We start from the raw sequence: 19,964 nt of genomic DNA, 5'->3' as shown, positions 1-19,964 counted from the left end.
GTCCTTTTGGCATCGTTTTGCGAATGGCTGTTATCACACATGAAGATGATGCTTGACCCAAAGAATAAGCTATGGCTTAGGGCAAGATAGTCTCCCAAAGTTCGTCGGCTCTTCGAAGGCTTCGGAGAGGAGCAGAAGAATGCGCGGAGATTGTAGAAACACATTGTTTTTTTCTCCGACATAGTTCCAATTACGGAACTAGATCTCAGGATCCGACACATGAGACTGAAGTTTATCGCTGCGCTTAGTATGGTTGCCCTGCTTTCAGCCTGTGCGCATGAAAAAGCAGATACCGGTGCGTCTTCTGGCGCAGCGACGGCTGCTCCAAGCGGCCCAGTTCCCGGCAGTGAAGCTGACCTGGTTGCTAACGTAGGCGACCGCATTTTCTATGACCTGAACAAAAGCGGTCTGACATCAGACGCACAGGCAACTCTGCAGAAGCAGGCTTCCTGGCTGGCTCAGTACCCACAGGTTAATGTTGAAATTGCTGGTAACTGCGATGACCGCGGCACCGAAGAATACAACATTGCCCTTGGCCAGCGCCGTGCAAACGCTGCCCGCGACTTCCTGGTTGCTAAAGGCGTTGCTTCTTCTCGCATCTCCACCATCTCTTACGGTAAAGACCGTCCGACCGCAGTGGGTGATGACGAAAGCGCATGGGCCCAGAACCGTAACGCGATTACTGCTGTTAAGTAGGTTTCGGGTTCGTTCAGATTTGGTCTGATCAAGGCAGGCTGGGTGGTTTCACCCGGCCTGTTTTGTTATTCAGGCTCTTGTTTTTCGGGCTGGAATCATGAAACTGTTGCCCGATACTATAAAGGGTGAGGTTTGTTATGAAACGCCTGTCTATAACGTCTGTTACTGCCAAGGGGCGTATGGCAGCGTTTTGTGTGCCTCTGCTGGCAGCAACTGCCTTTGTGGCCCCAAATGTAGCCCACGCGCAGGACGTGTCCAGCCGTGAAGGGCTGGCTCTGCAAAACCAAATTTTAGCCCTTAAGCAGCAGCTAGATCAGGTACAGTCTGCCGGTGGCAGTGGTGCGCTTGCGGCCCCTTCCACTGTTTCTGCACCGTCTGGTGGTAGCAATGGTGACCTTACGGCCCAACTGCTTGAGCGTGTTAATACGCTAGAGCAGCAACAGCGCGAAATGCGTGGTGAGATAGACCAACTTACCAACGACCTGCAAAAGCAAACAGCCGCGTTGTCTAAACAAGTGTCAGACGCGCAGTTTGCCATGCAAAATGGCGGTGGTGGTGCGGCAGCTGCTGCGCCTGCGGCTACGGCAGAAACTGCGGCAGCAAGCCCAGCCAAAGCCACAACGCCTGACGCCCTTTTGGCCGCTGGCAAAACGGCCCTTAAGCAGCGTGACTACACCACGGCTTACGATAATGCTGAGGCAGCGCTTAAAAATGCCAAGGGCAATTTTAAGGTTGATGCCCAGTTCCTGCTTGCGCAATCTCTGGCTGGCCAAAAGCAGTACCGCCAGTCTGCCGTGGCGTATTATGATGCCTACCGCCAAGCCCCCAAAAGTGCGCGCGCACCAGATGCGTTGCTTGGTGTTTCTGCATCGCTTTTGGCAATGGGCGACAAAAAAGCAGCTTGTCAGGCTTTGGGTAAGCTAAAATCTGAGTTCCCCACACCGGCACCCCGCGTGGCGCGTGCGGCAGAAAGCTATACGGCAAAGGGTGGGTGCTCTTAACCCTGAGCGTATGACCTTTACGCCTTGCTACAGTAACCACGGGGGCTTTATGCCCCCACAGTGTGCGCACCCCTTTGCAGAAGCCCCACTCCAGCCAGAGCAGTTTACTGCGGTTATGGCGCATTTGGGGCCTTGGCTGCCAGACTGCCCAGACCTGCCGCCTGTTGGCATAGCTGTGTCTGGTGGTGGAGACAGCCTGTGCCTTGCGTGGCTGGCTACCCACTGGCGCAAAAACGTGCTGGCTTTTGTGGTTGACCACGGGTTGCGGGAAAATTCTGCGGCAGAAGCCCGCTTAACGCTGGAGCGTTTAGCGGCCATTGGGGTGCCCGCACGCCTGTTAACCTTAACCAATTTGCGTAAAGGTACCGGTATGGCAGAGCGTGCCCGCCACGCGCGCTATGCCATATTGGCCCAAGCCTGCCACGATGCCGGGTGCATAGACCTGCTGCTAGGCCACCAGGCAGATGACCAAGCTGAAACCGTTGCCATGCGCCAGCGTGCTGGTAGCGGGCCAGATGGCTTGGCAGGTATGGCATGGGTGACCGCGTTACCCACCATGCGGCTGGTACGCCCATTGCTGGGGTTTTCTCGTGTTGCGTTGCGCAACACTTTGCAGGTGCAAGGCCTAGCATGGGTCGATGACCCTTCGAACGAAGACCGCAAAGCTGAGCGTGTGCGTGTGCGGCAATATTTTGCGCAAGACCCCGCCGCCCGCCTTGCCTGTTGGCACGAAGCTGCCCGGCAAGGGCAGGGGCGTATGCTCAGGCAGCACATTCTGGCGGCAGCACAGGCGTATGCTGGGGCCCTTTTGCCTTTAGGGTGGGCCTGCCTTGGCACAACCCTGCCAGAGAGTGCGGTACTGGCCAGCTTTGTGCGCACAGTGGGGGGGCTGGTTTACCCGCCCGCGCACACAGCTGTGGCGGGGTTATACCAGCATAGCAATGGCGGCACTGTGTGCGGCGTGCAGCTTGTAAAGCACCAAAGCCAGTGGTTTTTGGTACGAGAAAGAGCAGCCTTGCAAGCACCAGTACCGTTACGGGCCAACCAAATGTGGGACCAGCGGTTTCTGGTAAGCCAGATTTCTGGCTCTGTGCCGCAAGGGGCCTATATTGGGGCTGCCGGTTTGGGCATACCCCGTGCTGCCCGTATGGGGTGGCCTGCCCAGTTTTGTGCCACTTTGCCCGCCATATGGGTGCAGGGCCAACGGGTTGCCATACCCCACCTTGGTGTATGGCACGACACGGCTTTGCAGGGGCTTGAGATAGTCTTTCAACCACCGACCTCTCTTGGCCCCGGTAGTTTTTATGGTGCAGAAGTGTGAAAAATGCCTAAATAAAGCGTTACTGGCGCAGCAAACTGGCGGAAAAATGCTGTGCGGGCTAGGAATATGCATCTGGCGTACCATGTATTAAGCCAGAGGTTGCATTTTCGGGCATCTGCCGTTCAGATTGGGAGCCTACCCGCGCTCTCGCACGATAAGTTATGGAAACACAGCCAAGATGAATAATTTAGGCCGCAATTTGGCTCTCTGGGTCAGCATCATCGTGCTGCTGCTTTTGCTGGTAGATGTCTTCCAGCCGGGGAGCACACAGCATGCGGCCCAACAGCTTGCCTATTCTGATTTTGTTACAGACGTAGATACAGGCCGCGTGCGCTCTGTGGTCATGCAGGAGCATAATATCTCTGGCACGCTCAAAGACGGCACAGCGTTTGAAACCTACGCCCCGCTAGACCCCGGCCTTGTCTCGCACATGGTGGGTAAAGGGGTAGAGGTTGTTGCCAAACCGCTCGACCGTGATGGCAGCCCGCTGCTGCGCTATTTCCTGAACTCCCTGCCCATTATCATCATGATTGCGGCTTGGTTGTTTGTTATGCGCCAAATGCAAGGTGGCGGTGGCCGTGGGGCTATGGGTTTTGGCAAGTCTCGCGCCAAAATGCTGACCGAAAAGCAGGGCCGCGTTACGTTTGAAGATGTGGCGGGCATTGATGAAGCCAAAGGCGAGCTGCAAGAAATTGTGGACTTCTTGAAAGACCCGCAGAAATTTACCCGCTTGGGCGGTAAAATTCCCAAAGGTGTGCTGCTGTGTGGCCCGCCCGGTACAGGTAAAACCCTGCTGGCCCGCGCTATTGCGGGTGAAGCCAACGTGCCTTTCTTCACCATTTCCGGCTCCGACTTTGTGGAAATGTTTGTGGGTGTTGGTGCATCGCGTGTGCGCGATATGTTTGAGCAGGGCAAAAAAGCTGCGCCGTGCATTATCTTTATTGACGAAATTGACGCCGTAGGCCGCCACCGTGGTGCCGGTATGGGCGGCGGTAACGACGAGCGCGAGCAGACCCTTAACCAAATGCTGGTTGAAATGGACGGGTTTGAAAGCAACGAGGGCGTTATTCTGATAGCGGCAACAAACCGTCCAGACGTGCTTGACCCCGCTTTGCTGCGCCCCGGCCGTTTTGACCGCCAAGTGACTGTGCCTAACCCTGACGTAAACGGGCGTGAAAAAATCTTGCGTGTGCACATGCGCAAAGTGCCGCTGGCATCAGACGTTGACCCACGTATTATTGCCCGTGGCACCCCCGGTTTCTCTGGGGCTGATCTGGCTAACCTCGTGAACGAGGCCGCTTTGGCTGCCGCGCGCTTGGGTAAACGCACTGTTGCCATGCGTGAGTTTGAAGACGCGAAAGACAAAGTGCTTATGGGGGCAGAGCGCCGCTCTCTTGTCATGAACGAAGAAGAGAAAAAGCGCACAGCCTACCACGAAGCTGGGCACGCCATTACCGCGGTGCTGGTGCCAGAAAGTGAGCCTATTCACAAAGCCACCATTATTCCGCGTGGTCGCGCACTGGGTATGGTCATGCGCCTGCCAGAAGGTGACCGCCTTTCAATGAGCAAAAAGAACTGCATTGCTCATCTGGTAGTCGCAATGGGCGGCCGCGTTGCAGAAGAGGTCATTTACGGCAAAGACAACATTTGCAACGGCGCAATGGGTGATATTCAGATGGCCACCCGTGTTGCCCGCAGCATGGTGACCGAATGGGGGATGAGCGAGAAAGTTGGCATGATTGCTTATGCCAACGACGACCAAGGGGGCGGTATGGGCTTCTTTGGTGGGGCCGCTAAAAACTTCTCTGAACATACGGCTATGGAAATTGATTCTGAAATCAAACGTTTGATTGATGAAGCCTACGACCAAGCCCGCAATTACCTGCACGACCATGTTGATGAACTGCACCGCTTGGCAGAAGCCTTGCTGGAGCTTGAAACACTGACTGGTGAGGAAATTCGCCAAATTATGCGCGGTCAACCTATTGAGCGCGTAGAAATTGACGATACAGCCCCCGTTAACCGCCGGTCTTCTGTGCCGCAGGTTTCTGGCCCAGAAATAACACCGCCCGAGCCAAAACCTGAGCAGGGTGATGACGGCGCTGCACCAGTGCCGCAGCCCGGCTAAAAGAACATTTTTGGTAACGGTACCAGAAGGGCGGCAGTAATGCCGCCCTTCTTTGTCTTGTGGGGTAGGGTATGGATTTTACGCGTTTAGTTGAACCCGCTGGGCTGGTTTATGGCCGTGCTGCGCAAGAGGCTGTTAAAGCCGGTAATGCCCTGCCGTTAGCTGGTGGCCCTGCGGCTTTTACCTTGGTTGACCTCATAGAAGGTTATACCCGCAGTGGCTTTATGCCGGTTGCAGCTGTACCGGCTGGGTGGCAGGCCGAACTGGCGCGCGTGGTTGCTGCCCCTGTTGGCGGTATGGTGCCGCTGGGTGCGCAGGTTATGGGTATTTTAAACCTTACCCCAGACAGCTTTAGCGATGGCGGCGTGCATGCTCAGGCGCAACATGCTGTGGCGGCAGGTTTGGAGCAGGTGCGGGCAGGTGCGGGCTTGCTCGACCTTGGGGCAGAAAGTACCCGCCCCGGTGCCGCTCTGGTTACGCCGCAGCAAGAATGGGCCCGGCTTGAAGAGGCCTTATGCGCATTACGGGCGCAGGCGCCCAACACCGTGTTGTCTATCGATACGCGCAATAGCTTTGTTATGGAGCAGGCTCTTAACGCTGGGGCTAATGTTATTAATGATGTGTCAGCACTAATGCACGACCCCCAAGCCCTGCCACTGCTTGTCCAGCATACATGCGGGGTTATGCTTATGCATATGCGGGGCACCCCGCAAACTATGGAGCAGCACACCCACTATACCGACATTGGGTATGATGTGGTGCGTGAGTTGGGCCAGTGTGTGCAGCGCGCAGTTGCAGGGGGCATAGACCCTGCCCGGCTAATGGTAGACCCCGGCTTTGGGTTTGCTAAAACCACAGAGCAAAATATGCAGCTACTGGCCCGCCTGCCATTACTGGCTAATTTGGGGTGCCGTGTTGTTGTGGGCGTTTCACGCAAGCGCATGATTGGGGCGGTAACAGGCGCGCAAAACCCGGCACGACGAGACCCCGGTACGCAAGCCGCCAGCCTGTGTGGTTTAGCGCTTAAGGGCAGTATTTTGCGCGTGCATGACGTGGGGGGCATGGTGCAGGCCGTTAAAGTTTGGCAGTCTGTCCATAACGTATAAAAATTGCCGCATTTTCTGTGGGTATGGTTCCGTAACACCTCAAATCGTTTTAGGAACATGCCTATAGCAAACAGCTCTCGTTCCTGTTTAGGGCGTGCGGGCTGTCTATAAAACAGCGTGCAAGTAAGGAGAGTACAGCATGGGGCGCACTAAACGGCTTTTTGGCACAGACGGTATTAGAGGCACAGCCAATATTGCCCCCATGACGGTAGAAACCGCCCAACGTTTGGGCCAAGCCGCTGGTTTACGTTTTACACGGGGCGAGCACCGACACAGCGTTTTGCTGGGTAAAGATACCCGCTTGTCTGGCTACATGATTGAAAGCGCTATGGTGGCAGGCTTTTTGTCTGCTGGTATGGACGTAACACTGGTTGGCCCATTGCCTACCCCTGCCATTGCCTTTCTTACACGCTCTTTACGGGCAGACCTCGGGGTTATGATTTCAGCGTCGCATAACCCGTTTGGCGATAACGGTATTAAGCTGTTTGGGCCAGACGGCTTTAAACTGTCTGATCAGGACGAAACAGAAATTGAAGACCTGATGGAGGCCGACCTAACGCACCGTTTGGCCACACCTGAAAAAATAGGCCGTGCATCCCGCTTGAACGATGCGGCGGGGCGTTATGTTGAAAATGCTAAATCGTCTTTCCCGCGTAAGCTGCGGCTTGATGGCATGAAAATTGTCATTGATTGTGCCAACGGCTCGGCTTACCGCGTGGCCCCTACCGCATTGTGGGAGTTGGGGGCAGAAGTTATCCGTATTGGGTGTAGCCCAGATGGGGTAAATATTAACGAGCAATGCGGCTCTACCCACCCCGAAGCCTTGTGCGCCGCCGTTGTGCAACACAAAGCCCATCTCGGTATTGCCCTAGATGGGGATGCCGACCGTGTGCTGATAGCCGATGAGACAGGCTGCCTTATTGATGGTGACCAGATACTGGCTCTTATTGCGAAGTCTTATGCACGCGAAGGGCGCTTGGCTGGCCAGTCTGTTGTGGCAACCGTTATGTCTAATATGGGGCTGGAGCGGTTTTTGAATGGCCTGAACGTTGGGTTGGAGCGCACCGCGGTAGGAGACCGCTACGTGGTGGAGCGCATGCGTGAGCTGGGTAGCAATGTAGGGGGCGAGCAATCTGGCCATATGGTGCTGACAGACTTTGGCACTACCGGCGATGGTTTGGTTGCGGCCCTGCAAATTCTGGCAGTTTTGGTTGAAGAGGGGCGGCCTGCCAGTGAAGTATGCCGTTTGTTTAACCCCTTTCCGCAGAAATTGCAGAATGTACGCTTTACAGGCCCCAGCCCGTTAGAAGCAGACTGTGTGCAAAGCAAACGTATAGAAGTTGAAAACCTGCTTAAAGGCCGTGGGCGTTTGGTGTTGCGCAAAAGCGGCACAGAGCCATTGGTGCGTGTTATGGTAGAAGCTGAAGATGCTGCCTTGGTTGATGGCGCGGTGGCCGAGATGTGCCACGTTATTCAAACCGTGAGCGAGCAGGTCTAATGCCAGCGCGTGTTCTGTCCATTGCCGGGAGTGATTCTGGCGGAGGGGCCGGAATACAGGCAGATATTAAGGCCATAATGGCCCTTGGTGGCTATGCCACCACGGCCATAACGGCCTTAACTGCGCAAAACACGTTGGGTGTAGCGGGTATTTTGCCTGTGCCACCAGACTTTGTGCGCCAACAGATACGCTGTGTGCTGGATGATTTAGGCACCGATGCCATTAAAACCGGCATGCTGGGTGGCTGCGCAGAAATTTGTACCATTGCAGAAGAAATAGCACGTTACCGCAAGCACATACCTAACCTGCCAGTCGTGGTCGACCCCGTTATGGTAGCGAAAGGTGGTGCGGCCCTTTTGCAAAACGAGGCAGTAAGCACCATGCAGGCGGTGTTGTTTCCGCAAGCAAGTGTGTTGACCCCCAACTTACCAGAAGCTGAGTGCTTAACGGGGCTGAGTATAGACAGTGTTGGGGCTATGCGTACCGCAGCCCAAATGCTGCGCAACCAAACAGGCGCTACCGTTTTACTAAAGGGTGGCCACTTGAGCGGTCATATTTTGGTAGATGTGTTGTGTGATAGCGCAGGCTTTACCGAATTTACCGATACGCGCGTTCAAACCCGGCACACGCATGGCACGGGCTGTACTTTAGCAAGTGCGCTTGCAACCCTGTTGGCACAAGGGCATGCCATGCAAGACGCGGTTGCAAAAGCGCGGCAGTATGTGCGGGAAGCTATTTTACAAGCTCCCGGTTTAGGGCAGGGGGCAGGCCCGCTTTGGCACGCACACACAGTGGTTGCCCAACAATAGGTTTACAGTGTTAGCTGGCGGCTTGACGGCACAGATCAGGCTGAAAGCATGGTGGTGGAGAGGTTGTGTGGTTAGCGTTGGGGGCTGCATTTTTTTTATTTTTGGGGTCGGTTAGAATGTAACCACGGCCCCAGATGGTAGAGATAAGGTTGCCCGCTCCAGCTTCTTGCAGTTTTTTGCGCAACTTACAGATAAAGACATCAATAATTTTTTACGTCTGGCTCATCTCTGCCGCCATAAAGGTGGTTAAGGAACATTTCCTTAGTAAGAGCAATGTCTTTGCGCAAAATCAGCAGTTCCAGAATAGAGAACTCTTTGCCTGTTAGGTGTACGGGCTGCTCGTTCACCATAACCGCATGGGTGTTCATATCCATCACCAGGTTGCCAACCTGCGTAATAGGGCTTGAGAACCCGCCAGAGCGCCGCAAAATGGCTTGAATACGTGCCACAAGTTCATCTGTGTCGAATGGTTTGGTGAGGTAATCATCTGCACCATTGGTAAAAGCCTTTATTTTGGAATGAGGCTTATCAATGGAAGACAGCACGATGATGGGAGTCTGAATTTTCATGGTGCGGGCGGCGCTGATAATATCGTACCCGTCCATATCGGGTAAAATCAGCTCTATAACGGCAAGACCGTAACTGTAGTTACGCAGCATTTCCAGCGTGTCTTGCCCAGATGTGGCAATATCCGTCACCAAACCAGCGCGCGTTAGTGCAGGAAGTATCTTCTTGGCCGAGGCCTGGTTATCTTCAGCGAATAGAATACGCATTGTGGTTTGAACTCCCCCACAAAGAGTGTGCATCACACCTATTGGTTGTGATGTTAAGGCTATAATATACTTTTAGGTGTTTTTATATAATATCACGAAAAAGTGAATTGTCGATTTCGTGATAAAATTTTTAGTGAAAAAAGATGTATTAAACCTTAAATTCATGAATGTTGCTTTTATTGTCATTGAAAATTGAATCCTTCCTTTGATTTCTTTAAGTAAACCAAATTTTCATACGTTATCAAAATACAAACAAAGCAGAAAAAACATTACTGCGTTATGTACTATAAATAAAAATTGAGCAATGTTTAAGAAAGATGAAACACTCTTAAAAAAGAGTTTCCGCACCAAACAAGCGTAAGAAAAAGCGGAGACAGATGATGGAGCGCACATTCAAAGCGTGGGGCTCTGGGTGTGTCTGCCTTTTGTTCTGGGGCTTAAACGCTTAAACAGAAGCGTACCCTTCGGCTGCGGAGAGAAAAGATAATGGCCAGCACCCACCTTTTGCACACTGAAGACGCGACGCAGGATCTGGCGAGATATTTTGCCAAATTGGCGCGTGTGGGTGATGTCATTTTGCTTTCTGGCCCGCTTGGGGCAGGCAAAAGCGTGTTTGCACGGGCTTTTTTACGGGCCGTTTGCCAAAACCCGGCCTTAGAAGTGCCAAGCCCTACTTACACCTTGGTGCAAACCTATCAGGCTCCCATTGGCGCACTCTCTCATTTTGACCTGTGGCGGCTTGGCGGCCCAGATGAACTGGAAGAGTTGGGGTGGGACGAAGCCAGAGAAGGGATTGTGCTTGTTGAATGGCCAGAACGCCTAGAAGACCTAGCCCCACAAGACGCTTTGCAGCTTACTTTAACCGTTGGGGCTGATGGTGTGCGCAGCTTGAGTGTCGAAGGCTGGCAAGACCGCCTACCTGCAGCGGGGGTAGTGCAAGCCCCATGACCCACGCTGAAGTATTTGGGCACATGGTGCCGCATGCCAATGTACCCGTTGGTAAGGTTAAGCTGGCTACAATTCCTGCGCATTTACCATTTCTGGATCAACTTGCACTGCGCTGGCTCGACGCTGCCGGGTGGGACCCGCACCTTATGGGCAATGGTACACTTGTTTTGCCCGGCAGGCGCGCGGCGCGCGGCTTAACTGAAGCCTTTTTGCGGCACATGGACGGCAAACCCATGCTGCTGCCCCGCATTGTGCCTATTAGTGCGCTGGATGAAGCAGAGCTTGGCCTTGCCTCTGGTTTAGGCGGCGAGCAAGGGCTGGCTCTTCCCCCCGCCGTAGCAGGCATGACCCGCCTTGCTGTCCTGACCCGGCTTGTGTTGCATGCCGATAAAGCCTTTGGCACACGCCCAACACTCGACCAAGCATGGCCACTCGCCAAAGCACTCGCTGAATTAATGGACGAAGCCGAGTGGGCCGATGTGCCCTTAGCCGAGCGCTTACCCGGTGCCGTGCAGGACGGTTTTGCACAACATTGGCAAATTATTCTCGAATTTCTGGAAATTGTAACCAAGGCATGGCCTGCATGGTTACAGGCGCAAGGCGTGATGAACCCCGTAGCCCGGCAGGTGGCCTTGCTCCGTGCGCAAGCTGCAGCGTGGCACAAACAGGCGGAGCAGGGTGACGAAACACCCCTATGGGCCGCAGGGTTTACCAATATTATGCCCGCAACGGCAGAGGCATTACGGGCTATTATGGCTTGCCCCGCCGGTATGGTGGTTGTGCCGGGGCTAGATATGGCCATGCCGGACGATGTGTTTGCGACCCTACCCGATAGCCACCCGCAAGCTGGTTTAAGCCATTTACTTGCGGCCCTAGAGGCCACGCGGGCCGATGTGCAGGTGTGGCACGGCCAAGGTGGGTTTATAGAGCGTGCACATGTTTTAGGCCGTGCCCTACTCCCGGCTTCTGCGTTGGATGACTGGGCAAAAGCTGGCCCCGTGGCGTTGCCTAATGTGTCTAAACTTGATGCGGCAGACCAGCAGGAAGAAGCCGTGGCCATTGCCATGGTTATGCGCAATGTGCTGGAGCAACCGGGTAAGCGGGCAGCCCTTATTACTCCAGACCGGGGCTTGGCAGCCCGTGTGGTAACCGAGCTCTCACGCTGGGGTATTTTGGCCGATGATAGCGGCGGGGCCTCTCTCATTGGCACACCGGGTGGGGTGTTGCTGCGGCTTGTGGCCCAAGTGGTAGAAAGCCATTACGCCCCGGTGCCGTTACTTTCTTTGTTAAAACACCCGCTTGTGGCGTGTGGGCTGCCTGCGGGTGTGTGCCGTGCGTCTGCCCGTTTGTTAGAGCGTGTTGTGCTGCGCGGCCCAGCACCCCCACCCGGTTTTGCAGCCCTACGTGCGGCCGCAGAGCGCGCTTTGGCAGAGCAGGCTAAGCACGAGAAAAAAGCCGCCCAGACAGAAGCGGGGGCCGAGGCCGACCGCCCCTTTGGCCCAGAGCCACTACTTGCCTTTATAGACCGTGTGGCAACGTGCTTGGAGCCTGTGCTGGCATGGCCTGATACAGCCGAACAGGCTGCTATTATGCCAGAGCATGTTACCGTAGGCGCACCCGGTTTTCAGGCCCCCGTGCCAGACCTGCTGGCCGCATTGGTACAAACGGTGGAGCGTCTGGTTGCAACCGATACGGAAGAAGCCCCCCAACGCCTTTGGCGGGGTGAGGACGGTAACCTTCTGGCTGGCAAACTGACAGAGCTTATGCTGGCAACAGATATTTTACCGCCCCAACCCCCTGCCGTGCTCGATGGTTTGCTGAGTGCTGTATTGGCTGAAGAACGTGTGGCCAGCCGCCGGGGGGGAGACCCCGCAGCCCTACACCCGCGTGTACTTATTTGGGGGTTATTTGAGGCCCGCCTGCAAACAGCAGATACTGTTATTTTAGGGGGCTTGGCAGAAGGCGTATGGCCCCCGGTAGCTGATGCCGGGCCATGGATGAGCCGCCCTATGCGCCAAGAAATTGGCCTACCATCGCCCGAGCAAAGCATAGGCCAAGCTGCGCACGATTTTTTTGCGAGTGCTACAGCCGCATCTGAGGTCGTGCTGTCTTGCCCCCGGCGGCGAGACGGCGCACCGGTTGTGCCTGCGCGTTGGCTTTCGCGGTTGGAGGCATTTCTGGCGGGGCGGGGGGCTAAAGTGCCGCTTCACCCGGTAGCAGACTGGCTGGCCATGTTAGACCGCCCGGCAGGGCCAGCGCAGCCCGTTAAACCACCCCGCCCCACACCTGCGGTTGCCCTCCGCCCCCGCCGCTTAAGCGTGACCGAAATTGAAACATGGATGCGCGATCCCTACGCCATTTATGCCCGCCATGTGTTGCGCCTACAGCCCATGCCCGAGCTTGAAGAAGCCGCCGATGCGTCTGATTACGGTATGATCGTGCATGCCGCCCTAGAGCGTTGGTTTGCCCACCACGGTACAGCGTGGCCAAACAATGCAGAGGCCGCATTGCAGGCCATGTTCCAAACCGTATTGGCAGAGCAAAGCCTGCGCCCTGCGTTGCGCGCATGGTGGGAGCCAAGGCTTATGCGCATAGCCACATGGGTTGTGCAGGCCGAAGACGCATACCGCGCCGAAAACGGCACCCCAGCCGCCATTAAAACCGAGTTGCGTGGTAAGGTAGACATGCCAGATGCGCCACATGGCGCGTTTCAACTGGTTGGCCGGGCAGACCGTATTGATTACGACCAACAGGGCCGCATTATTGTGCGTGACTATAAAACCGGCACGCTTCCCACCATCCGAGATGTGCTTTCAGGGTGGAGCCCCCAATTACCGCTTGAGGCCGCCATGTTGTTGCGCGGCGGGTTTGCTGGTTTGCCCTTACCAAAAGACAGCCCCCCACCAGATATTGAAGGCTTGGTGTATTGGCGGCTCACCGGCGGGGCAGAGCCGGGGCAGGAGGCTGGCGTTAAGTCAGAAAAAGACTGCACCCTGACCGATCTGGCAGAGCAGACATGGGCCAACTTGCGTGCGCGGGTAGAGGCGTATGACAACCCCGAGCAACCCTACCTGTCACACCCCCACCCAGGGCAAGAGCCGCGGTTTGCAGACTATGCCCGCTTGGCCCGCGTGCCGGAGTGGAACACCGCCCGCACGGAGGACGACGCATGAGCACGCATCCTGCTTCTTTAGATGCCATTACGCAGGCTAACGTGCAGCAAGGGCTGGCGTCAGACCCTACAGCATCGGTTTTTGTGTCGGCTTCTGCGGGGAGCGGTAAAACCAAACTGCTCATAGACCGCCTGCTGCGGCTTATGCTGCCCCGCCAGCTTGAAAGTGGAGATATTGCACCGGGCAGCCACCCCGCCCATATTTTGTGCCTTACTTTTACAAAAGCCGCAGCCGCAGAAATGGCCATTAGGTTGCAACAGCGCCTTGGCCGGTGGGTCACGCTGCCAGATACGGCGCTCGATCGAGAACTGCACGCGCTGTCTGTGCCTTGCACGCCAGAAACCCGCCGCCGGGCCCGCGCTTTGTTTGCAGATGTGCTCGACCTGCCCGGCGGTATGCGTATTGGCACTATTCATGCTTTTTGCCAGTCGCTGCTTCGCCGCTTCCCGCTTGAAGCTGCCATGAACCCCCATTTTACCGTGATGGAGGAAACAGATGCCTCCCTCGCGTTGTTGGGGTGTGTAGAAACCGTGCTGGGCGGCAAAAACACCGCTACTCTTGCCCCCTTAGCAGGGCAAATAGGCTTAAGCGACTTTGTCTCTCTGGCCGGTAAATTGCGGCATTTGCCACAGGCTGAGCGTATGTTGGAATGGGCACTTAAACAGCCGCAGGATATTCCGACCATTTTTAGCCGGGTGCTGGGTCTTTCGCCTGCCGCACTAAAAGGCTCAGACCTCGACCAACGCCAAGCCGCCTGCACCGCTATCCCGCACGAGGAAACGCTCCGTGCTTTTTTGGGCATTTTGGCAGATGAAGGCACAGATACGGTTAAGCGTAATGTGCTGGTATTGCTCGACTGGCTCACCCTTGCCCCTATTCAACGGGCCGAGCAGTGGGATGTTTGGCGTAATGGTTTTCTGACCAAAGATGGCAAACCCCGTAGCACCGGGCTTATTACCGCCAAGCTCCGCACCAAATATACAAGCCAAGCTGAGTATTTAGTACGCGAGGCCGAGCGTATTGTGGCCGTAGAAGAAACCCTGCGTGCCCGTGCTTTGGCCGGTTTAGGGGTAGCGCTTTTACAAAGTGCCGCCCCCGTTGCCGCCCTGTATGCCGCGCGTAAAACCCAGCGCGGTTTAGTTGAATATGATGACCTGATACGCCGCACCTTAGGCCTACTGCGCGAGCCGGGGGCAGCATGGGTTATGTATAAGTTAGATGGCGGCATAGACCATTTGCTGCTTGATGAAGTGCAAGATACCTCACGCGAGCAATGGCGCATTGCCGGAGACCTGACCGAGGAATTTTTTGCCGGAGAAGGAACCCGTACCCTCAACGAAACACCCCGCACTGTTTTTGCTGTGGGGGACTATAAACAGTCCATCTACGGGTTTCAGGGGGCAGACCCGGATTCGTTCAGAACATGGCGGCGGGTGTTTAAAGAGCGCACACAGGCTGCGGGCTTACGCTGGCGCGAGCCTGAACTTACGGTGTCTTTCCGCTCTACCGCCCCTGTTCTGGCCTTGGTTGATGCTGTTTTTTCTGTGCCAGAAGCCGCCAAAGGCGTTGCGGAGGAAGATGGCCGCGCCATGCACCACCAAAGTGCCCGGCCCGGCCAAGGTGGGCGCGTAGAGCTTTGGCCCTTGGCCGAAGCGGGAGAGGAGGAAGATGAAAGCACCAGCCCATGGCAGGCGGCCCAAGCGAACACCACCCGCCAAAGCCCGCGCCAAAAACTGGCAGATACCCTTGCCCGCCATATTGCCCGCACCTTGGCCACCCCGCCGCAGGCAGGAGAAAAACCTCTTACACCGGGTGATGTGCTTATTCTGGTGCCAAGGCGCTCCCCTTTTGTAACGGCCCTTATTCGCGCCCTTAAAACCGAGAACGTGCCGGTAGCAACCTTGGTGCGTACTGGCTTGGCAGACCAATTGGCCGTGCAAGACCTTATGGCACTGTGCGCGGCTTTGTTGTTACCCCAAGATGACCTGACACTGGCGTGTGTCCTAACCTCGCCGCTGGGCGGGGTGTCTGATGCCAGCTTGATGGATTTAGCGACACAGCGCAGGCCCGCAGAGCCACTTTGGTCTGCCTTGCGCACCCGCCATACCGAGCGGCCAGAGTGGGCGCAGGCTTGGGCATTGCTTGATAGTTTGTTCCACCGGGTAGATTACCTGACCCCGCATGAACTGCTCTCTGAAGCCTTGGGCAGGGCAGGGGGGCGTGCACGCCTGCTGGCCCGCCTTGGGCCAGAAGCAGCCGAGTCGATAGATGAACTGCTGTCTGCCGCCCTGCGCTACCAAGAGCAGCACCCGCCGTCTTTGCAGGGGTTTGTGCATTGGCTGCGCAACTCAGAAGAAAGTGTAAAGCGAGAGGCCGAAGCCGGAGGGGACTCCGTGCGTGTGATGACCGCCCACGGGGCTAAAGGTTTGCAGGCCCGCTTGGTTATTCTGCCCGATACGGTAGGCAAACCAAAATACGAAGACCGGCTTTTTTGGGCCAAAGACAAACATACCGGGCTAGATGTACCGGTGTATGTGCCCCGCAGCGCTTTGGCGACCGGGCTAACCCAGTCTTTGCGGGCGGCAACACAAGCCTGTGCCATAGAAGAATATAACCGCCTGCTTTACGTGGCCCTTACCCGTGCAGCCGAGCGGCTTATTGTGTGTGGCTGGATGCCAAGCCAGCATATTCCACCAGAAAGCTGGTACGAGCGGTGTAAAGTGGGGTTTGAAGCGGCAGGCGCACAAAAACGCCCTTGGCAAGAAGGTGACTGGCAGGGCGAAGCCTTGGTGTTGGAAGAAGTACCAGCCTTACAACAGCCAGACGGCGCACAGCCACCCCAGCAGGCCAGCGCAGCCCCCGGCCCAGAAAGCCGCCCTGCGTTGCCAAGCTGGATGGGCCACGCCCCCTTGTGGCGGCCGGTGCTACCCGTGGCTGAAAAAACCTTGGCCCGCCCACTAAGCCCCAGCAGGCCAGATGATGCCATGCTCGGCCCGCTACCTCCTGTGCGCTCACCGCTTGATGTTGCCAGCATTACCCCCGCTGCGGCGCGTGAGGCAGCCTTTAGGCGCGGTAATCTTATTCATGCGTTGTTGCAGTATTTGCCCGCCCACCCGCCAGAGCAATGGGCCGAGCGCGCGCAAGGGTGGCTGGCCCGGCCTGCCAGTGGCCTAAAACCGGCAGAGGCCCAGCATTTGGCACATCAGGTTTTAGGTGTGTTGGCCTTGCCAGACCTAGCCCCCCTATTTGCGCCCGAAGCGCGGGCTGAACAAAAACTGGCAGGCCTGGCTGGCGGGCAGGTTATTGTGGGCCAAGTAGACCGTATGCGTGTTTTACCAGACCGCGTGCTGGTGTGTGACTTTAAAAGCGGGCGGCACATGCCCCGTAATGTTGCGGGTACCCCTGTGCTTTATTTGCGGCAAATGGCGGCTTACCGGGCCTTGTTGCAAGGACTTTACCCTACAAAACCCATTGTGTGTGTGCTGGTCTGGACAGAAGGCCCTCGGGCCGATGTGCTGCCCGATACGATGTTAGCGGCACATGCTCCCGGTGGGGCTACATCTTGACCCGCGGCCCGAGCACTCTAAGTGTAAGAGCAGACACGCCAAGCGGCCAGCCCGGCCTTTGCGGCGCTGTGGTGCAAGGCAGCCAAACAAACGGGGTAAACACCGCCCCGCTAGAAGGATAAACAAGATGAGTGAACATACGCTTGCTGTCAGCGATTCCACGTTTGATGCTGATGTGCTTAAGGCACAGGGTCTGGTTTTAGTTGATTTCTGGGCAGAATGGTGCGGCCCATGCAAAATGATTGGCCCAGCCCTAGAAGAAATTGGCAAAGAATACGCAGGTAAGGTCACTGTCGCCAAAGTGAACATTGACGAAAACCCAGCAACCCCAACCTCTTATGGCGTGCGTAGCATTCCTACCCTTATGCTGGTGCGTGACGGCAAAGTGGTCGAAACCAAAGTGGGCGCACTGCCTAAAAGCCAGCTTAAAGCTTGGGTTGAAGCAGCACTCTAAGCTGCCGTTTTAAGGGCTGTGCAGGGCCTTTGCTGAAGGGCCTGCCGTACTGTGCGCCATAAGGGTTTTGGCGCATAATACTTGGCATATGCGCGTAAGCAGCGTAATGCACAGCCCAATAAGGGGCTTATTGCCCATTTTTCCTCTCTCGCAGTTACAAGGGTCAAGATGAGCTGGATCACTGAATATGTCCGTCCTAAAATTCGCGGTCTTTTGCGCCGTGAAGTGCCGGATAATCTGTGGACCAACTGCGAGTCCTGCGGTCAGATGGTTCTGACCAAAGAGCTGCACAAAAACCTGAATGTGTGCCCACATTGCAGCCACCACATGAAGGCCCCCGTTGCAGAGCGCCTAGCTTGGACGTTTGATAACGGCGTCTTTACCCGTATCGAGCTGCCGTCTGCCCCCATAGATCCGCTCAACTTCAGAGATCAGAAAAAATATACCGACCGCTTAAAAGACGCGCGTAGCAAAAGCCACGTTGATGAGTCTTTGGTTGTGGCGCATGGCACCATTGGTGGCCACCCAACCGTTGTTGCGGTTATGGCGTTTGAGTTTATGGCTGGCACCATGGGCGCAGCCTTTGGTGAGCGTTTTGTGGCTGCTGCCCGTTTGGCCGTGCTGCAAAAATCTCCGCTGGTTATTTTTACAGCCTCTGGTGGTGCCCGTATGCAGGAAGGCGCGATAAGCCTTATGCAAATGCCGCGCACCACCATTGGCGTGCAAATGCTTAAAGAAGCAGGCCTGCCCTATATTGTGGTGCTAACCAACCCCACAACCGGTGGTGTTACGGCATCTTTTGCCATGCTGGGTGATGTGCAAATTGGTGAGCCAAATGCCTTGATCGGTTTTGCTGGCCCCCGCGTTATTCAGGACACTGTGCGCGAAAAATTGCCAGAAGGCTTCCAGCGGTCTGAATACCTGCTCGACCACGGTATGCTCGACATGGTGGTAAGCCGCAAAGACATGCGCGAAACGTTGGGCCGCCTTATTGGCCTGCTTACCAGCGCACCAGAGGGCATTACAGCCCCACCGCCGCCCGCACCAGAAAAACAGCCAGCCGCCCCTACAGCAGCCGAGTAAACCCGTCCGTGACAGCATCTGCCCCCGGCCCCGCGCCGACGACCGAGTTCTCTGGCCGCACCGGAGCGGTGCTGGAACGTCTCAACCATCTTTACCCGGCATTAATAGACCTCTCGCTAGACCGGCTAGAGGCTTTGCTGGCCAAACTGGGTAACCCAGAGGCAAAGCTGCCCCCCGTTATTCATGTTGCAGGCACCAACGGCAAAGGCAGCACCTGTGCCACCTTGCGGGCTTTGGGCGAGGCCGCAGGCTGGCGCGTGCATGTCATGACATCCCCGCATCTGGTTGATGTTACGGAGCGCTTCCGTATTGCTGGCAAACTGGTAAGCGAGGCTGAACTGGTTGCCACGCTCGAAGAAATTGAGCGCATTAATGCCGGTAGCCCCATTACCGTGTTTGAAGTGCTTACCGCAGCAGGCTTTTTACTCTTTGCCCGCCACCCGGCAGACCTTGCTATTATTGAGGTAGGGCTTGGTGGCCGGTGCGATGCCACAAACGTGCTCAAGCACCCAGCCGCCTGCATTGTTACCTCAGTCTCTATGGATCATGAGGCGTTTCTTGGTAACTCACTTGCCGCTATCGCAGCAGAAAAAGCGGGTATTTTTAAAGCCGCCGTGCCCGCCATTACCGGCGCACAACCCGCTGAGGTTATGCCGGTGCTAGAGGCCGAAGCCGCCCGTGTTGGTGCCCCCCTAAACCGGCGTGGGCATGAGTGGCACATTACCGCCACCATGCCCCAAGATGGCACCAGTAAACCGGTGTCTCTTACCTATACAGATGCCAAGGGCAGCCTAACGTTGCCATGCCCAGCACTTTCTGGCCCGTGGCAGGTTGAAAATGCAGGTTTGGCTGTGGCGGCTTTACGGGCGACCGGCCTTAGTGTGCCAGATACTGCGTGGCAGGGCATTGGCCGGGTCTCTTGGCCAGCCCGTATGCAGCGCCTAACAGGTGCGTTGGCCGCACAAGTGCCCCAAGGGTGGGAGGTCTGGCTTGATGGCGGGCATAACCCCGGTGCCGGTCACGCACTGGCCAAAGAGCTACAAAACTGGAACGACCGCCCACTGCATATACTGGTGGGTATGAAGCAAACCAAAGACGCATCTGGCTTTTTAGGCCCGGTATTACCCTATGCCACAACGCTTTGGGCTATTAGCGAACCTAAGCAGCATTTAGCTTTACCGGTTGAGGCTATTGTGGCGGCTTCTGGCGGTAAAGCACAGGTAGGGCCAACCTTGGCCCAAGCTCTTGCGGCCTTGAGCGCTCAGCCCGAGTCTGCCAGCACGCCAGCGCGTGTGCTTATTTGTGGTAGCCTTTACTTGGCAGGGGTAGCGCTTACCCAAGATGGCTGGAAACCGGGTGCGTAAAAGCACCCGCGTGCCATAAAGGCAGCTGTTACATTACACGGTAA

Annotated in this window: 13 protein-coding genes and 1 pseudogene; 13 read left to right on the top strand and 1 reads right to left on the bottom strand. The window is 56.1% G+C overall.

The window, feature by feature from the left end; genetic code table 11:
* Nucleotides 1–219 precede the first annotated feature (219 nt).
* The 7 genes from pal to thiD all read left to right on the top strand — a co-directional run bounded on the left by pal (nucleotide 220) and on the right by thiD (nucleotide 8,559).
* The gene (gene pal / locus Abor_RS05135) at nucleotides 220–696 is read left to right on the top strand and encodes a peptidoglycan-associated lipoprotein Pal (protein ID WP_048840774.1); all 477 of its coding nucleotides are present in this window, start codon (nucleotides 220–222) and stop codon (nucleotides 694–696) included.
* A gap of 137 nt (nucleotides 697–833) precedes the next feature.
* Nucleotides 834–1,697 (top strand): tetratricopeptide repeat protein, encoded by an 864-nt coding sequence (locus Abor_RS05130; RefSeq protein WP_181014209.1) that lies wholly within the window; start codon nucleotides 834–836, stop codon nucleotides 1,695–1,697.
* A gap of 49 nt (nucleotides 1,698–1,746) precedes the next feature.
* The gene (gene tilS / locus Abor_RS05125) at nucleotides 1,747–3,018 is read left to right on the top strand and encodes a tRNA lysidine(34) synthetase TilS (protein ID WP_048840871.1); all 1,272 of its coding nucleotides are present in this window, start codon (nucleotides 1,747–1,749) and stop codon (nucleotides 3,016–3,018) included.
* Between the two features lie 178 nt (nucleotides 3,019–3,196).
* Nucleotides 3,197–5,146 carry an ATP-dependent zinc metalloprotease FtsH gene (gene ftsH / locus Abor_RS05120; RefSeq protein WP_048840773.1) on the top strand — a complete coding sequence of 650 codons (1,950 nt, stop codon included), beginning with the start codon at nucleotides 3,197–3,199 and terminating at the stop codon, nucleotides 5,144–5,146.
* Nucleotides 5,147–5,217: 71 nt separating this feature from the next.
* Nucleotides 5,218–6,252 (top strand): dihydropteroate synthase, encoded by a 1,035-nt coding sequence (folP, locus tag Abor_RS05115; RefSeq protein ID WP_048840772.1) that lies wholly within the window; start codon nucleotides 5,218–5,220, stop codon nucleotides 6,250–6,252.
* A gap of 139 nt (nucleotides 6,253–6,391) precedes the next feature.
* A complete protein-coding gene (gene glmM / locus Abor_RS05110; protein ID WP_048840771.1) occupies nucleotides 6,392–7,750 on the top strand; it encodes a phosphoglucosamine mutase in 1,359 nt (452 codons plus the stop codon).
* Complete coding sequence (thiD, locus tag Abor_RS05105) at nucleotides 7,750–8,559, top strand: bifunctional hydroxymethylpyrimidine kinase/phosphomethylpyrimidine kinase (protein WP_048840770.1); 810 nt, start codon at nucleotides 7,750–7,752, stop codon at nucleotides 8,557–8,559. The genes glmM and thiD overlap by 1 nt, the downstream gene beginning before the upstream one ends.
* A gap of 10 nt (nucleotides 8,560–8,569) precedes the next feature.
* On the opposite strand, the pseudogene Abor_RS05100 reads toward thiD, so the two are convergent.
* A pseudogene (locus tag Abor_RS05100) lies at nucleotides 8,570–9,332 on the bottom strand (response regulator transcription factor).
* A 486-nt stretch (nucleotides 9,333–9,818) separates the two neighbouring features.
* On the opposite strand from Abor_RS05100, the gene tsaE reads away from it, so the two are divergent.
* The 6 genes from tsaE to Abor_RS05070 all read left to right on the top strand — a co-directional run bounded on the left by tsaE (nucleotide 9,819) and on the right by Abor_RS05070 (nucleotide 19,920).
* Nucleotides 9,819–10,280 (top strand): tRNA (adenosine(37)-N6)-threonylcarbamoyltransferase complex ATPase subunit type 1 TsaE, encoded by a 462-nt coding sequence (gene tsaE / locus Abor_RS05095; RefSeq protein ID WP_048840769.1) that lies wholly within the window; start codon nucleotides 9,819–9,821, stop codon nucleotides 10,278–10,280.
* Nucleotides 10,277–13,453 (top strand): double-strand break repair protein AddB, encoded by a 3,177-nt coding sequence (gene addB / locus Abor_RS05090; protein WP_232014976.1) that lies wholly within the window; start codon nucleotides 10,277–10,279, stop codon nucleotides 13,451–13,453. Before tsaE ends, addB begins: the two co-directional genes overlap by 4 nt.
* Nucleotides 13,450–17,019 (top strand): double-strand break repair helicase AddA, encoded by a 3,570-nt coding sequence (gene addA, locus Abor_RS05085; protein WP_048840768.1) that lies wholly within the window; start codon nucleotides 13,450–13,452, stop codon nucleotides 17,017–17,019. The genes addB and addA overlap by 4 nt, the downstream gene beginning before the upstream one ends.
* A 127-nt stretch (nucleotides 17,020–17,146) precedes the next feature.
* Nucleotides 17,147–17,473 carry a thioredoxin TrxA gene (trxA, locus tag Abor_RS05080; RefSeq protein ID WP_048840767.1) on the top strand — a complete coding sequence of 109 codons (327 nt, stop codon included), beginning with the start codon at nucleotides 17,147–17,149 and terminating at the stop codon, nucleotides 17,471–17,473.
* A 168-nt stretch (nucleotides 17,474–17,641) separates the two neighbouring features.
* On the top strand, nucleotides 17,642–18,556 hold the full coding sequence (gene accD / locus Abor_RS05075) for an acetyl-CoA carboxylase, carboxyltransferase subunit beta (protein ID WP_048840766.1): 915 nt from the start codon (nucleotides 17,642–17,644) through the stop codon (nucleotides 18,554–18,556).
* Nucleotides 18,557–18,564: 8 nt separating this feature from the next.
* Nucleotides 18,565–19,920: a bifunctional folylpolyglutamate synthase/dihydrofolate synthase gene (locus Abor_RS05070; protein ID WP_048840765.1), complete on the top strand. Its 1,356-nt coding sequence runs from the start codon at nucleotides 18,565–18,567 to the stop codon at nucleotides 19,918–19,920.
* The last annotated feature ends 44 nt before the right edge of the window (nucleotides 19,921–19,964 follow it).

This window comes from Acetobacter orientalis (assembly GCF_000963965.1).
Taxonomy (GTDB): Bacteria; Pseudomonadota; Alphaproteobacteria; order Acetobacterales; family Acetobacteraceae; genus Acetobacter; species Acetobacter orientalis.
The sequence above is the reverse complement of the archived record's forward strand: the minus strand, read 5'-3'. Positions and strand labels throughout refer to the sequence as shown.

Bases quoted from the DNA above. Each gene is read 5' to 3' on its own strand.
- pal (WP_048840774.1), top strand. From the start codon at position 220: ATGAGACTGAAGTTTATCGCTGCGCTTAGTATGGTTGCCCTGCTTTCA.
- Abor_RS05130 (WP_181014209.1), top strand. From the start codon at position 834: ATGAAACGCCTGTCTATAACGTCTGTTACTGCCAAGGGGCGTATGGCA.
- tilS (WP_048840871.1), top strand. From the start codon at position 1,747: ATGCCCCCACAGTGTGCGCACCCCTTTGCAGAAGCCCCACTCCAGCCA.
- ftsH (WP_048840773.1), top strand. From the start codon at position 3,197: ATGAATAATTTAGGCCGCAATTTGGCTCTCTGGGTCAGCATCATCGTG.
- folP (WP_048840772.1), top strand. From the start codon at position 5,218: ATGGATTTTACGCGTTTAGTTGAACCCGCTGGGCTGGTTTATGGCCGT.
- glmM (WP_048840771.1), top strand. From the start codon at position 6,392: ATGGGGCGCACTAAACGGCTTTTTGGCACAGACGGTATTAGAGGCACA.
- thiD (WP_048840770.1), top strand. From the start codon at position 7,750: ATGCCAGCGCGTGTTCTGTCCATTGCCGGGAGTGATTCTGGCGGAGGG.
- tsaE (WP_048840769.1), top strand. From the start codon at position 9,819: ATGGCCAGCACCCACCTTTTGCACACTGAAGACGCGACGCAGGATCTG.
- addB (WP_232014976.1), top strand. From the start codon at position 10,277: ATGACCCACGCTGAAGTATTTGGGCACATGGTGCCGCATGCCAATGTA.
- addA (WP_048840768.1), top strand. From the start codon at position 13,450: ATGAGCACGCATCCTGCTTCTTTAGATGCCATTACGCAGGCTAACGTG.
- trxA (WP_048840767.1), top strand. From the start codon at position 17,147: ATGAGTGAACATACGCTTGCTGTCAGCGATTCCACGTTTGATGCTGAT.
- accD (WP_048840766.1), top strand. From the start codon at position 17,642: ATGAGCTGGATCACTGAATATGTCCGTCCTAAAATTCGCGGTCTTTTG.